This window comes from Pseudoalteromonas sp. T1lg88, from assembly GCF_002964765.1.
Classification (GTDB): Bacteria; Pseudomonadota; Gammaproteobacteria; order Enterobacterales; family Alteromonadaceae; genus Pseudoalteromonas.
In genome coordinates this window covers 89,087-103,568 of record NZ_PQCF01000018.1, presented here as the reverse complement: position 1 = coordinate 103,568, position 14,482 = coordinate 89,087, and the positions used below count along the sequence as shown (strand labels likewise).

At 44.1% G+C, this 14,482-nt stretch carries 13 protein-coding genes and 6 tRNA genes; 5 read left to right on the top strand and 14 right to left on the bottom strand.

Annotated features, from left to right (window positions below; all coding sequences use genetic code 11):
• Window positions 1–580: 580 nt before the first annotated feature.
• From C2M34_RS06980 to C2M34_RS06970, 3 genes are all read left to right on the top strand, one after another.
• On the top strand, window positions 581–1,930 hold the full coding sequence (locus tag C2M34_RS06980; protein WP_105258408.1) for a site-specific integrase: 1,350 nt from the start codon (window positions 581–583) through the stop codon (window positions 1,928–1,930).
• Window positions 1,931–3,176: 1,246 nt separating this feature from the next.
• A complete protein-coding gene (locus C2M34_RS06975; RefSeq protein WP_105258407.1) occupies window positions 3,177–3,683 on the top strand; it encodes a hypothetical protein in 507 nt (168 codons plus the stop codon).
• A gap of 1 nt (window position 3,684) precedes the next feature.
• Window positions 3,685–4,128, top strand: coding sequence for a hypothetical protein (locus C2M34_RS06970; RefSeq protein ID WP_105258406.1), 444 nt, complete (start codon window positions 3,685–3,687; stop codon window positions 4,126–4,128).
• A gap of 113 nt (window positions 4,129–4,241) precedes the next feature.
• Here C2M34_RS06970 and C2M34_RS06965 read toward each other — a convergent pair whose 3' ends face one another.
• Window positions 4,242–4,808, bottom strand: coding sequence for a recombinase family protein (locus C2M34_RS06965; RefSeq protein ID WP_105258405.1), 567 nt, complete (start codon window positions 4,806–4,808; stop codon window positions 4,242–4,244).
• A gap of 473 nt (window positions 4,809–5,281) precedes the next feature.
• Between C2M34_RS06965 and C2M34_RS06960 the strand changes: the two genes are divergently transcribed.
• Both C2M34_RS06960 and C2M34_RS06955 read left to right on the top strand, forming a co-directional pair.
• On the top strand, window positions 5,282–5,989 hold the full coding sequence (locus C2M34_RS06960) for a hypothetical protein (protein WP_105258404.1): 708 nt from the start codon (window positions 5,282–5,284) through the stop codon (window positions 5,987–5,989).
• Window positions 5,990–5,997: 8 nt separating this feature from the next.
• Window positions 5,998–6,900: a DUF2971 domain-containing protein gene (locus C2M34_RS06955; protein ID WP_105258403.1), complete on the top strand. Its 903-nt coding sequence runs from the start codon at window positions 5,998–6,000 to the stop codon at window positions 6,898–6,900.
• A 582-nt stretch (window positions 6,901–7,482) separates the two neighbouring features.
• On the opposite strand, the gene C2M34_RS06950 is transcribed toward C2M34_RS06955, so the two are convergent.
• The 13 genes from C2M34_RS06950 to tolQ form a co-directional block, all read right to left on the bottom strand.
• Window positions 7,483–7,573, bottom strand: a tRNA-Ser gene (locus tag C2M34_RS06950).
• 106 nt (window positions 7,574–7,679) lie between these two features.
• A complete protein-coding gene (gene nadA, locus C2M34_RS06945; RefSeq protein ID WP_105200489.1) occupies window positions 7,680–8,723 on the bottom strand; it encodes a quinolinate synthase NadA in 1,044 nt (347 codons plus the stop codon).
• Window positions 8,724–8,853: 130 nt separating this feature from the next.
• Window positions 8,854–8,929: transfer RNA gene (locus C2M34_RS06940), tRNA-Lys, on the bottom strand.
• A 70-nt stretch (window positions 8,930–8,999) separates the two neighbouring features.
• Window positions 9,000–9,075 (bottom strand) — tRNA-Lys (locus tag C2M34_RS06935).
• Between the two features lie 68 nt (window positions 9,076–9,143).
• Window positions 9,144–9,219, bottom strand: a tRNA-Lys gene (locus C2M34_RS06930).
• Between the two features lie 23 nt (window positions 9,220–9,242).
• A tRNA-Lys gene (locus tag C2M34_RS06925) sits at window positions 9,243–9,318 on the bottom strand.
• Between the two features lie 26 nt (window positions 9,319–9,344).
• Window positions 9,345–9,420: transfer RNA gene (locus tag C2M34_RS06920), tRNA-Lys, on the bottom strand.
• Between the two features lie 187 nt (window positions 9,421–9,607).
• Window positions 9,608–10,375 carry a tol-pal system protein YbgF gene (gene ybgF / locus C2M34_RS06915; protein ID WP_105215486.1) on the bottom strand — a complete coding sequence of 256 codons (768 nt, stop codon included), beginning with the start codon at window positions 10,373–10,375 and terminating at the stop codon, window positions 9,608–9,610.
• A gap of 16 nt (window positions 10,376–10,391) precedes the next feature.
• A complete protein-coding gene (gene pal / locus C2M34_RS06910; RefSeq protein WP_105200491.1) occupies window positions 10,392–10,925 on the bottom strand; it encodes a peptidoglycan-associated lipoprotein Pal in 534 nt (177 codons plus the stop codon).
• Window positions 10,926–11,047: 122 nt separating this feature from the next.
• Window positions 11,048–12,403 carry a Tol-Pal system beta propeller repeat protein TolB gene (gene tolB, locus C2M34_RS06905; RefSeq protein ID WP_105200492.1) on the bottom strand — a complete coding sequence of 452 codons (1,356 nt, stop codon included), beginning with the start codon at window positions 12,401–12,403 and terminating at the stop codon, window positions 11,048–11,050.
• A gap of 9 nt (window positions 12,404–12,412) precedes the next feature.
• Window positions 12,413–13,345 carry a cell envelope integrity protein TolA gene (gene tolA / locus C2M34_RS06900; protein ID WP_105200493.1) on the bottom strand — a complete coding sequence of 311 codons (933 nt, stop codon included), beginning with the start codon at window positions 13,343–13,345 and terminating at the stop codon, window positions 12,413–12,415.
• A 1-nt stretch (window position 13,346) separates the two neighbouring features.
• Window positions 13,347–13,772 carry a protein TolR gene (gene tolR, locus C2M34_RS06895; protein WP_105258402.1) on the bottom strand — a complete coding sequence of 142 codons (426 nt, stop codon included), beginning with the start codon at window positions 13,770–13,772 and terminating at the stop codon, window positions 13,347–13,349.
• A complete protein-coding gene (gene tolQ, locus C2M34_RS06890; RefSeq protein WP_105200495.1) occupies window positions 13,759–14,460 on the bottom strand; it encodes a protein TolQ in 702 nt (233 codons plus the stop codon). The genes tolR and tolQ overlap by 14 nt, the downstream gene beginning before the upstream one ends.
• Window positions 14,461–14,482: the final 22 nt, after the last annotated feature.

Here is a 14,482-nt window from a genome sequence, read left to right as displayed (position 1 = left end):
TTTGTATCGGCTTATAAGTGTTGAGGTGAGGAGTGAGTTCACCGCGAGTGAACGAACAGCCCAAGGCAACGCCGCAGGGCTGAAGCTTGCGACCGGGAGGGATAAGCTTGCCTACGTCCTGTAGGCAACCCTGCGGGCGCCTACGCGACTTAAAATGCTCGCGGCATTTAGGTGCGCTCATATATCCCTATATTCGCCCCTTCGGGTGCTTCGCAGCACAAAACGCTCCCGGCGTTTTGTCGAACTAGGGTTTTCATCATGACCTCCCCCACTCAGCTAGTGCTGTTAAAACAAAAAAGCCCAGCTATTTAGCTGGGCTCTTTCGTTTTAATGCATGGCGCAGAGGAGCGAGTTCACCACTAGTGAACGAACAGCCCAAGGCAACGCCGCAGGGCCGAAGCTTGCGACCGTACGCCGAAAAGCAAAAAACCAGCCGAAGCTGGTTTTTTATCATAATGCATGGCGGAGAGGGAGGGATTCGAACCCTCTATATCACCCGCCTACATCGCCCAAAGCCATTGATAACAAACACTTGCAGCTCTACAATGACTAGAATGATGACTATTTCTTGCAGAAATTTATGACTAAAAGACACTTACGACTGAGAGGTGATACTTGGTATTTTAATTATGCCGTTCCCAAACATCTCCAACCGATATTGAAAAAGAAGAATATCACCAAGTCCTTAGGTACTGACTCACTTAAAACAGCAAGAATGCTTCGAGATAATTTATTAAGAGAGTACGAAGGCTTGTCAGAGTCTCATGGTGTAAACCCTGAGGGTGTACGCTTAAGAACTCTCATATCTGAAATACGTGAAAAATACTCCAAGGCGTCAGAAGAGGAACACTATTGGGCGCTTGATGATATTTATGATGCAGAGAGGGTATCCAAGACTGACCCGCTTTTAGCTGATGCAATTCTAATTGCAAATAAAGGAAATGATTCTAGTTCACTATCAGGGGTTAGTGTTGAATATACCTTAGGTGAAGTTTGCGCAGAATATATTAACAAAGTGAAAGACCAAAGGTCACAGCAAACAATTAACACCACCAAACGCGCTTTAAAATACTTCGAACAATTCCGAAAAAGCAGAAATATTCTTTTAAAGTCTATTGATAGACCTAGTGTCACTCGATTCATAGATTTTCTTAGAAATGATGTTAAAGTTGGTTCGAAGTCAACCAGTAACATGTTGTCATGTCTAAACAAAATCTATAAATACGCCAGAGACTATGGGTACGTAGAAAACGAATCACCCTTTCAAGACCATAGCATCATCAAATCAGTAGGTGATGACACTAAAGGGTACAGACCCTTTACACTTGAACAATTCACAAAGTTAATGAGCATCATCAATAACTCAAGAAAGATAAGTGAAGCTAGGAAATGGTTTGTACCAATGATGCTTATGACAGGAATGCGTCCATCGGAGCTAGCTGGGTTGTATAAGGATGATATTTTTGAAGAGGAAGGCTTATGGTTTATATCAGTTCACGAAACTAAAGAACGAAGACTCAAGACAAAAAACTCTTATAGAAAAATCCCGATTCACAGCTCAGTCTTGAATATATTTCTCAAACTGAAAAATGATAAAAGCAACGAAAGTAAGTTTCTTTTTAATGAGGTTAAAGACTTGGAAAGCCCATTAAACTCGACAGGTCAGTGGTTTAGTCGCTTAAAGAGAAAACATATAACTGAAGATAGTGATGTGGCTCTTTATAGCCTGAGAGCGATGTTTGCTACTGCTTGTGAAAATGCCGGTATCGAGGAAAGAGCGACAGCTTACCTCATGGGACATTCAAGAATCGCACAAGGTCTAGCATATGGCTTATACTCTACTGGCCTAGAACCATCTTTATCTGCAAAATATATAGATAAAGTGGGAGAAAAACTAACCCCTTATGTTAAGTGCTTCCCAAGTCTTTAGCCCCAACCCCTAGAATCGCTTACGGTGCGTTACAGAGCTTCCTAGGGGCTTCTATGGGTAACAACGTGATAAGCCACCAACAAAAACCCTTACAGAAGCTCCCAGACACCACTAATACTTCCTAAAAAAATTTCTGAGCAACTTTAACACCAACAACCATAGAAACCTACCAATAACAAGTTAAAACCCATCACAGAGCGTTACAGAGCGCTACAGAGCTTCTAGGCTTATTTATGGCTGGTGGGTATGGCTATGGGTTTAAGCTCGTGGTGTTTTTCAACCAATTGTGAATGTTCTTCAAAGAACTACAAGCAAACAGACAAACTAATAGCGTAGAGGTACGGGTTTACTGGGTTTTCTTGGAAAACTGAGGGAGAATGTAAAACAATGGGAACAAGACGATTTACTGGTGGGGTATCGAGATGTACAACGGGTGAGCCTAGTATACATGAGCAGCTAACGGGGAGGCTGAAATGACACCTCATAGCACAGGATTATACTAAAGTCCAGATTCAAGAAAATTATTTTCAAACTAAATTCCTTTATACAACAACCACTTAGCAAAACCAGAGAAAATAAAGCTTGACTTTTTAGGGGGAATATGTTATTATAATAGTATTATAAAGTTTACTTAAAAGGTTGGCTGGAGTTGCTGTAACAGTTTATTGAGGAGATTGTTACAGATTATTAGGGACAACCTTTAATAAATCATCTTTAGTAAAAGAAAACTTATAACACATTTTGTAAAGCATTTCTTAGTGTGCACTTCGAAGGGTTCATAACCATTTTTACAAATGGGAATCACATCTACTTTAAGGTAGGTTGTCAGGAAGGTTGCCACTTATAAGAGATTTTATAAAACCCTTATTAAATATCTCTAGTAAACAAACCTTCTTACCACAAGTGAATAGAAGGTATGGTGATTAGGAATCTCTTACAGGTTTACTCAAAAGATTGGCCAAGATACTTCAAAGTTCTCATAAATTAATTGGCTAGTATTGAGTAATACCTTAGTCAATCTATCCAGTTCAATACTACCCATAGATAACCCATTGGTGATTCCACCTATCACCAACTTCAAAAGAATCTCATAAGGGACTCCCTCCCTTTACCGTATGTGGTTGAGTGGCTATGACGGCACTTACAAAACCACTGCTTTATCCAGACCTCCCAACTTGCTTAGTTCCCTCTTGTACTAAGGGAGTTGGCTGCGTCTTTTTACATCCAACAAGAGGATTTATTAACAATGAAACTATCAGAATCAGAATTTAAACAATTGCTAACTACTGCCCAAAGCCCCAAAAGACGCTTTACCAAAGAAACTGTACAAAATCGATTTGAGCGCTCCAAGAGTTTATACCAGAAGAACATTGAATCTCATGGCGTACTTGGCGCTGTGAAACACTTCATCTTCTACAACAACAAATATGAAGTTATCCAAACTCTTGAAAGATTATTTAAGGAAGGTTGGGAAGAATACGGTAGCCCACAGAGCTTTTATCAGTTCAAGGTTGATATACGAACTAACGCAGTTGAGTTTTGGATGACTAAACCAGAGTCGCTTCAAGAAGAGGATTTAAAAACCTTACGGGATAAGGCCGAAGCAGAGTTACGAGTGGAGATTGATTCCCACAACCAATCCCGAGAAGAAGCTATAAAAGCCCTAGCCTTACATGCTGAAGCCGTTCAAGCTGAGAAAGATGAAGAGGCTGAGCTATTCAGTCAGATTCAATCACTGGTTGAGGGTCTGTAATATGCTGGATAGACAATCTTTAATCGCTAGGGTTGGGGCAGCTTTAGCAGCTAACACCCCATCGCAAACAACCCAGAGCAGCGCAACCAATAGCATTCTAACCAAGCGTAAAATGGGATTAACTCCCGAGGAGCAACACAAAGAGCTTGTAAAGCGCATTTCAACCAGCTACAAGCCAACCAACCCAACCATGAGTGACGCCGATACTTTACTACTTAAGAAGAAGCTTTACTTCAAAGATGAAACTCTCACTTTTCACTTTACTTCTAAAGGTGAAAACAAGATGGAAGCCTACTTCCCAGCTGCATTGTTAGTAGAAGATATGGAAGCTATCAAAGCTACTAGGCTTTACCGTGAGACTGTAGGTTATTGCAAGAGCGAAACTAAGCTACTGGAACAACTGGAAATCAAACGAGCTGAGCTATTAAGTAAACTTCCTTTCTAAACCAAGAGAATGCTAGAAATGATACTCCAAAGCCATTTTAGCCATTTTAAAAAGCCCCTTTCCAAGGTTGATGGTTAGGGGCTTTTTTGTGTCTGAAATAAGGTTGCTGACGGTCAATCTTTCATGGCTTTCTTCATCTGGTAATATTGACCACGGCTCAATCCAATCAACTCCAAAGCTCTAGTGGCTGTTTTACCACCCTCTATCAGCTCATTTACCTCATTAAACTTCTTAAGCGTTTCTGGTGACTGCTTACGGCCAGTATACTTCCCTTCGCTTTTAGCTCTAGCAATACCTATCTTCTGCTTTTCCAGCATCTCTACACGCATCATTTCAGCCACACCAGTTAACGTGGTTAGTATCATTTTACCTGAGCTACTGGTGACATCTACACCACCCAAAGCATGAATGAACAACTTAATACCATTCGCCTTACAATAATCAGCAAAGTCCAATACGTGCTGAACCTTTCGACCTAACCGCGATATGTCGTAACAGATAACGGTATCACCAAACTTTAGGTTGCTGACCATTCTATTAAAATCTGGTCTATCAACATCCTTACCAGAGCGCTGGTCAGTGAATATCATATCAACTTCACCATAATGCTTTTTAAGCTCTTCTACTTGCTGTTTAACATTCTGCTCTTCTGTCGATGTCCTTGCGTAAATGCACTTCATACCTTCCCGCCTTAAACTGTTCACCACCCAATGACCCTAACTATACAGTTCATTTTAAGTTGCATCAACAAGTATAATGAACACACCTAAGACTGATACAGTTGTTCACCTAGGGCATGGTCTTAATGAACACATATCGACACAGGGATTTTAAAATTGCTACGGGATATTTAGGGGTAGCCCAGTTGGAGCTAAGCACCTCTGAACATGTTCTAGGGATTTTGATTGCCATGGAAAAAAACTGCTGATTTAATGGAATACTACTAAAGGATATAAGGTAAGAAAGTGAATTCATTTAACAAACTACTAAAGGACACTCCTCTATATACAGAAGTTCAGGTGAAAGGGTTTTTGTCGGAAAAAGCTGTGGAAAAACAGCAGCAGAGTATTAAAGACTCTGGTTACAGGCTGCCTTTTACCGAAGTGGTTATAGATGACGAATTTAGGCCTTCTCTATACTGTAATTCTGAGGAATGCAAGCGGTTGGTCTTTTTGACATGCTCCACGGTAGTGTTAGAACGATAAAGATTCGTTTCACCTCACACCCAATAACATTGATGTACGGCTGCTCTCACTGCCGCAAAAGCAATTATGTTTTTCATTTAACTATCACCTGTTCAGTAACTGAAAACGCGACTAATGATACTACATTCAAAATTCAAAAAGTTGGGCAAACCCCTCCTCACGGTGAAAGGACACCTGATAAATTCTTAAAAGTTTTCGGTAAGGAAAGGGGGTTATTTCTAAAGGGCGTCCAATGCGAAAATAGAGGGTTGGGCATAGGGGCTTTCTCTTATTACCGAAGGGTTTTAGAGGCTAAGAAAAACACCCTTTTTGATGAAATAATTAAAGTACTAAAACTAGAATCAAGCAATATAGCCTTAATCAATGAGCTTGAAGCAGCAAAAAAAGAAGGTCAATTTACCAAAGCGGTCGACACGATTAAAGTAGCACTTCCTGACTACCTCCTAATAAATAACCACAACCCTCTAAAGCTAATGTATAGCGCCCTTAGCGAAGGATTGCACTCTCATACTGACGAAAAATGCTTAGATTTGGCTCGCACAATAAAGTTAATTCTTTTTACTTTCCTTGAAAAACTAGAGTTTGCTTTGAAGAGCCACGATGAGGTCAACGAGGCCGTTAATAGGCTTCTTGATGCAAAAAAACAAAACAACTAAATAGCAAAATGACAGATAACAAAGACAAAGACCTCCGAGATACTATTAAGAACGATAAAATCTATAAATTTTATCCTTATCGTGACTTTGACCTAGATGCCTTAGCTGGCTCATACCTTTGGTTTAGCTCAATAGAGGATTTCAATGACCCTTTTGAAGGGATGTACCTAGAGCAGATTGCATTCCGAGGGGTTGACGATATAAATGATGAAGAAATTATTGAAATTAATGAAGCTTTGCATGAGTGGGCTGGGTATTCAAGTAAGGCAGCAAGCAGTAAAGCGCTCGCAATCTATAATAATATCATGAAAACCGAAGAAGATAAGATTGCATACAAGCAAGTGCTAATGGAAAATATTGAAAGCCAGCTGAGGGCGACCTTCACTTTAGAGGCTAAAAAGCGATGCTGCTGCTTTATAACTGACTATGAAAATAAACCAGCTATCACGAGCAAGCTTATGTGGTCACATTACTCCAATGGGCTGAGAGGCTTCATGCTAGAGTTTGACACTGAAGCACTGCTAAAATCCCTTGAAGACTGCAACCAGACTGCCGTTCAGTACGGCAAGGTTAACTACAGTAATTTTGAGCGCTTGGATGCACTTAAAGACCTCTCCCTTTCCCCTACCGCCAAAGGTAATTTCAGTAGAATTCTCCTAAGGAAAAGCCCTGAGTGGGTATATGAGCAGGAGTTTAGGCTAATATCTGAGATGGATAGGGTATACTTTAACCCCAATGTAATTAGGTCGATAGTGGTAGGGGAAAAGATACCTCATCCCAAGCTCAAAACATTACTAGCGGTAATCAAATCACAGGGCTTGCTAGAGCAAGTCAAGGTCGCTCAAATAAACAAAAAAACATTGGAGCTAGATATCGTAGATTTAAATATTAGCAACCTAAGCCCTACATAATCTGCACAATTGCTAAACGAGTGAACCCTCATGTGCAAAATGCGCCTCTGGCTAGATACCAGAAAACCTGATTACGCAGTCATCACGATAACGAACAGGGAGTTACGAACTTTGCAATAAACTCAAGCAGGGTTAAACTGATATATCACCCTCAAGAAACTTGCAGGTCACAAACCACCTGGAGCAAGTGGCGTCAGGCTAGCCAAATTATTGATTGGGGCGCTGTGAATGTCAAAACCACTTTATAACCCTACCAATCTGTAATCGCATCAACTACTGGGAATAGTTTCTTAACCGCAAAACCATAGGTATAACGCTTGGAGGTACCTAGCTCGCTTTTCTCACGCCCTACAACAGACTGAAATAATGAAGTTGATACACCACACCTCTGCACTTTAGTAATGCGTACACCCAAAGCCATGCAAAGTATAGCGCTACCCTTTGCCACCAACACTTGGAAGATTCAAATCAAACTCCAACAGAAGTAAAAGAGGTGACTGGAAAAGTAACTTTTTTTTGACTAGAAATTGACTATTTTTGGCAGGAAACCGAAAGGTAAGTATTTGATTTACAAAAAGAAAATGGCGGAGAGGGAGGGATTCGAACCCTCGATACGCTATTAACGTATACACGAGTTCCAGTCGTGCGCCTTCGGCCACTCAGCCACCTCTCCGCACTTTAACTGGGCTGCCGCAGCAGCGCCGCTTATACTAAGCAAAGGCTTTGTTTGTTGCAAGGTGTTTTTTACAAAACCAAATCAATTGCTTAGTAATCCGCCATTAGCGTGCCATGGCGGCGGTGAAATCAAGCATGCGATTAAGTGAGCGTAAGGCGCCCTCACGCAGCTCCATGTCCACAAACACTTCTTTACCGCTTGGGTCAATCAGTGCTTCTTCAATGGCTTTTAAGCCGTTCATGGCCATCCAAGGGCAATGTGCGCAGCTTTTACAGGTAGCACCCTCGCCTGCAGTCGGTGCTTCAAAGAACTCCTTCTCTGGGCACAGTTGCTGCATCTTATAAAAAATACCGCGATCGGTGGCGACGATAAACTTCTGGTTATCCATTTCCTGCGCCGCTTTAATCAGCTGGCTGGTTGAACCAACCGCATCGGCCAACTCAACAATCTCCGCTGGAGACTCTGGGTGAACCAGAACCGCCGCATCCGGGTGCAAAGCTTTCATATCTTGCAGCGCTTTAGTTTTAAACTCGTCGTGAACGATACAGGCGCCATTCCACATGATCATATCGGCACCGGTTTGCTTTTGAATATAGCTGCCAAGGTGCTTATCCGGACCCCAGATAATTTTTTCGCCTTCACTATCAAGGTGCTCAACAATTTCCAACGCACATGATGAGGTAACAATCCAATCCGCACGGGCCTTAACCGCAGTCGAAGTATTGGCGTACACCACTACTTTACGATCCGGGTGCTGATCACAAAACGCGCTAAAAGCATCGATAGGACAACCCACATCCAGCGAACAGGTCGCCTCCAGAGTTGGCATGACCACGGTTTTATTCGGCGTCAGGATCTTAGCCGTTTCACCCATAAAGCGAACGCCGGCAACAATAATCATATCTGCTTGCTCTTGACGTGCGCCAAAACGAGCCATCTCTAACGAGTCGGCAACACAGCCACCGGTTTCTTCCGCGAGCGCCTGAATTTCAGGGTCGGTATAGTAGTGCGCGACTAATACGGCATTCTTCTCTTTCAGCAATTGCTTAATACGCTCTTTATAGGCGAGCTTTTCGGCATCGGAAAGAGGAGCTGGCTTAGGAGGAAAAATATAGTCCTCTGGCATGATCTGTTGGCTAATACCCATACTGATAAAACTATTCTAGGTTACGAAATACTAGGGCAATTATACGAAACTATGACGATAAAAAGAAGCTATGCGCTAGGGTTCGAGAAGATAGTTAGTAACTAGTTAGTTTAAAAGGGAATAAAGAAAGTGGTGGGTCATGATGGATTCGAACCATCGACCAATGGATTAAAAGTCCACTGCTCTACCAGCTGAGCTAATGACCCGCTCTGGTGTAATGAGCCAATAAGATGTCGGCACATTAAGTGCTATTCATAATAGCAGGGGGAGATTGAATGGTGGGTCATGATGGATTCGAACCATCGACCAATGGATTAAAAGTCCACTGCTCTACCAGCTGAGCTAATGACCCGCCCGGGTTGTTAAGTTGTTTAAGGCGTTATGATTAACGTCAACAAGTTAACAGTATTGATTCTAAAGTGGTGGGTCATGATGGATTCGAACCATCGACCAATGGATTAAAAGTCCACTGCTCTACCAGCTGAGCTAATGACCCAACATTAGAATCTATTTAGCAATTGGTGGGTCATGATGGACTTGAACCATCGACCAATGGATTAAAAGTCCACTGCTCTACCAACTGAGCTAATGACCCAACGCTGTGCTAAGTATTACATAAAGTGGTGGGTCATGATGGATTCGAACCATCGACCAATGGATTAAAAGTCCACTGCTCTACCAGCTGAGCTAATGACCCACTTTATGTAATTTGCCGCAGAAAACTTCCTGAGTGGTTATCCCCTGCTGCGGGCGCTTATAATACTTATTTAAAATCCAAGTGCAATACAAATACTCGGTTTTTTTTAGTTTTTCCTTTTAGTTGCCTAATTTTAGACCGCTTTAGCTACAAAGCAGTCTAAAACATTGCAACTGGCAAAATTCGGCTACAACTTGCTAACACGTTCGGCGGCAAGTTTCGCAGCCGTGGTATTAGGGTATTGAGTGATAACCTCATTAAACAACTGCTTAGCTTTGGCCAGCTGACCTTGCTGTTGTTCTAGGGTGCCAAGTTTAAGGAGTGCGTCCGGGCGCTTGCTAGAATCACTGAACTGATTCACTACGGTCTCAAAATGAGACTTGGCACCGGCTGTATCGCCCTTGATAGTCAACAATTGCCCCAACCAGTAATGAGCGTTAGCCGCATACACGGAATTTGGGTAGCTTTGTAAAAAAGACTGGAATTCAGGAATAGCGGCATCATAGCGCTTATCCTGCATAATCAGTTTCACCGCTTTATCGTACGCTTCGTTTTCCGATAGGTCGGTGCTGACCGCCGTGGTGCTTAAGCCAGTGTCAGGCTGCGGCATTGGCACTTGTGATGACTCGTAGCTCGGCTGCTGCGTATAAGCGGCACTCACACGGTTCTCAATCTCTTGATAAAGCTCACGTTGACGTTGCAACACCTTCTCGAGCTTGTAGCTATGCTCTTCGGTAATGCCACGTAGCTGGCTCACTTCATCCTGTAACATATCGAGCTGCTGCTGCAGATTGGCTTGCATAATGTTGCGCGATTGCATCATTTGCTCAAGTCGGCTTAAGCGCTGCTCAATACTTGATTCGCTGGCAGTGGCCTCAGAAACAGGAGCGGGAGCAGCCCAAACATGGGTGCTCCCGCTCATGAGTAAGGCTGCCAAAATAAGTTTCGGCTTCATCATTACTCTACTGATTTTAGTATACTAATACCGCACGGCGGTTTTGAGCAAACGCTTCTTCGTTGCGTGCTTTGATCATTGGCTTTTCTTCGCCATAGCTCACAACTGACATTTGGTTTGCGCTAACGCCAAGGCTTAGAAGGTATTTTTCTACCGACTGACCACGGCTCTCACCCAGGGCGATGTTGTACTCAGGCGTACCACGCTCATCGGCGTGACCTTCGATAAGTACTTTAACTGATGGGTTTTGGATTAGGAATTGAGCGTGCGCTTGAAGTAGCTCAGCATACTTGCTTTGGATCGTTGCACGGTCAAAGTCGAAGTGGATAACTTGTTGCTGGCGAAGTTCTTCAAACTTTTTACGTAGTTTTTCTTCTGCAGTTTCTACGCGCTCAACAGTTTCAACTTCTACAGTATCAGTTACTTGGGTTTCAACTTGGTTAGTCTCGTTGGCTTGGCCTTCATCTAGGTTAGATGAAGAGCTACAGGCCGCTAGTGTCATTACTGGCACTGCAACAAGCAGGCTTTTTAACAGTTTATTCAGTTGCATTGAGTAGATTCCTATTATGATTTAGTGAAACCATCACCTGATTTTCAATTTTTCTTAATATAGTGCGATAGTCGCACAAACATCAAGTTTATACGACTAAAGCTGACTGCACCCTTAGCGAGTTACAAAAATGGCGACCATGCCGGCGACTTAACCTGACCGTCGAGCACAGGTAAACGCGCTTTAAAACGACCATCCATCGACACCAAAGCCAATACATTTTTATTGTTATGCATGGTGCTGTATATAATCATTGAGCCATTGGGCGCAACGCTTGGTGATTCATCCAAGCGAGTTCGAGTCAACACATGGAAGTTCCCGTTATCAAGATCCTTCTTAGCAATATGATATTGACCTAAAGTACGGTTAACCATGACCAGATGTTTCCCATCCGGGGTCACCGAACCATTCAGGTTCATATCGCCGTCGAAAGTCACACGCTGTACTCGACCCGAGTCTAAATTTAACTTATAAATCTGGGCATTACCACCTCTTTCAGAGGTAAACATTAGGTCTTTACCATTGGGATGCCAAGTTGGCTCCGTGTCTATGCTACGGTGGCGTGTTAAGCGGCGTTCCTGCTTAGTAATTAAGTCGTATAAATACAATTCAGTGGCGCCGGTACGGTCTTTTGACAGTACCATGGCCAGCTTAGTGCCATCGGGTGAAAACTGCGGCGCACCATTGATACCTGGGTGAGAAGTGACCAACTGACGCTGGCCTGAGTAGATATCCTGAATAAAGATCTGACTCTGACGGTTCTCAAAAGTTACATAAGCCAGCTTATTGCCATCCGGCGACCATGAAGGCGACATCAGCGGCTCTTTAGAACGCAATAACACCTGCTCGTTAAAGCCGTCGTAATCGGCAACCACTAGCTGATATGGTTTCTCGTCCTGCTCACGCACTATGATGTAAGCAATTTTTGTTAAAAAGGCGCCGCGCTCACCGGTCAAGGCCTCATACACCACATCACTGATGCGGTGGCCATAGCGACGGAAGCTCGATGCCGAAATCACGGTTTCGCGGGCATCCAGCACATGGTCTTCACTGTTCACCAACTGACCATTGTTCAATACTCGGGTTTGACCGCCAGTGATCTGACCGCGTAACACATCGATCAGCTCAAAGCTGACCAGGTAACGACCCGCTGATTGCTGCTCAACCGTGCCCACAACTATGGCTTCTACACCACGCTGTGCCCAGGCACCATAATCTACATCTGCATCCGAGCTCGGGCGCTGCGGCATATCGATATTGGCAACTGGCTTAAATTTACCGCTGCGGCGCAAGTCCGCAGCAACCACTTCGCTGATTCGCATGGGCATTTCGCCTGTGCCTTTATAGGCGAAGGGCACCACAGCGATGGGGCGAGCGCTGTCGACCCCTTCGGTGATCACAATTTCCAGCGCGGCCTGAGCCCACATACTCATGCTCGCCAGTAAAGACACTGCCACCATGCGGCATAATCTAATCATAAAAGTCCCCTAAAACTCTGGTTTAACCGTTAAGTTAATATTTTTTAATTCTTCAAATACGTCGCGATCTTTAGATACCGGCAGCGTATCGGCGCGGCGCACGGCACGTACTGCGGCCTCACATACTTGTCTGTCACCACCAAGCGAATTTACGCTGGTCACCAGGCCATTAAAGGCCAATTTAATATTGAGGCGACACTCTTTACCGCGGAAGCTATCATCAAGCAGCAGGTTCTGCTGAATACGCTGACCGATTAAGGCGCGATATTTGTCGACTTCAGATAGTACCTGCTGACGGCGGGCTTTAGCACGCACCGCTTGCTCGGCGGCCATCTGCTCTTGCAACATTTGCTCTTGCAGTGCCTTCTGCCTTGCTTCTTCAGCCTTACGCTTGGCTTCCGCCTCTTTACGTTTGCGCTCTTCTTCGGCTTTGCGTGCCGCTTCTTCTTCCTTGCGACGTTTCTCCGCTGCGGCCTTGGCAGCCTTCTCTGCCTTTTCCTTTTCTAACTGAGCTTTCTTCGCTTTATCGCGTTCTTTACGCTCAATTTCTCTGGCTTTTTTCGCTTCGGCTTCGGCTTTTTTACGCTCTTCTTCCTTGGCTTTGCGTTCCTGCTCTAGCTTTTTAATGCGATTAGCTTCTTCCTGACGCTGACGCTTGGCCAGCTCAGCGCGTTTTTCCAGTTCGCGAATGCGTTTTTGCTCAGCCCGTTTCTTATCTTCTTCCTGCTTACGCAGCTCGTCGATACGCTTTTCCACCTGCTTTTGATCCACGGCCACCGCATCCACGGCTTTTTGCGGCGTGTCTTCATTGCTCGGCGCATTCAAGGTCACAGTGATCACCTCGGGCGTTGACGGGCGCAAGTAATTGACGCCAACGAGTATGGCAATCATCAGCACATGCAAACCGGCAGAGATCAGAAGAGGTATTTTAAACTGCTGCATATTAATCCTCGAACGACTCCGTCATCAGACCCACCTCGTTCACTCCACTTTGTCTTAGTATGTCCATAAGACGGAGTACCTCTTGATAACTGACCTGGCCGGAACCCTTGATCATCACAGGTGTTTTCGGGCTTTTTTCCAGTTGCATTTGAATTATCGCTACAACTTGAGCCGCTTCTAAAGCCTCTTCCGGGTCAGGGTTAGCACTGACATAGTATTTACCGTCGGCATCGATAGAGGCAATGATAGGCGGTTCACCCTTGGTATCCACCAATTCCGACTGCTCCATTTTCGGCAGCTCAACCTTGACGCCATGGGTGATCAGAGGCGCGGTGGCCATAAAGATAATTAACAGCACCAACATCACGTCGATGTAAGGAACGACGTTGATCTCCGAGACCGGACGACGCTTCTTACGCTGATACATGGCTTTTCACCTCATGAGTCAGAGTCTGGCGATGTAGGATATTGGCAAACTCTTCCATAAAGTTACCGTAATAAGATTCGATTTTTTCCATCTTGGTAGCAAAACGGTTGTAGGCGATAACCGCAGGAATAGCCGCGAATAGACCCATGGCCGTTGCAATCAGAGCCTCGGCAATACCCGGGGCAACCATTTGCAAGGTCGCTTGTTTTACTTCACCCAAGGCGATAAAGGCGTTCATGATGCCCCATACGGTACCGAACAGACCGATATAAGGACTGATAGAACCGATAGTGGCTAAGAAAGACAGGCTGTTTTCTAGCTTTTCAATCTCACGAGAAAGGGCAACACGCATGGCACGATGTGGACCATCAATTCCCATCGCAGCGGCAGAGAGATTGTTTTTCTTGGCGCGGGCAAATTCTTTAAAACCCGACGTGAAAATGGCTTCGATACCTTCACTTTGGGTACCGCGAGCAGAGATTTCGTTATACAGCTTAGAAAGGTCAACGCCAGACCAAAAACGGGATTCAAACTTTTTCGCATTCGTTAGGGCGTTGCTAAGTATTTTGCGACGCTGAATGATAATGGCCCAAGAAAGCACCGACAGGGCAACCAGGGTAAGCATCACCAGCTGTACTAAAAAGCTGGCTTTTAAAATAAGATCAATAAAGTTTAATCCTGAATCCACGTATTTTCTCCTAAGGCGCGTA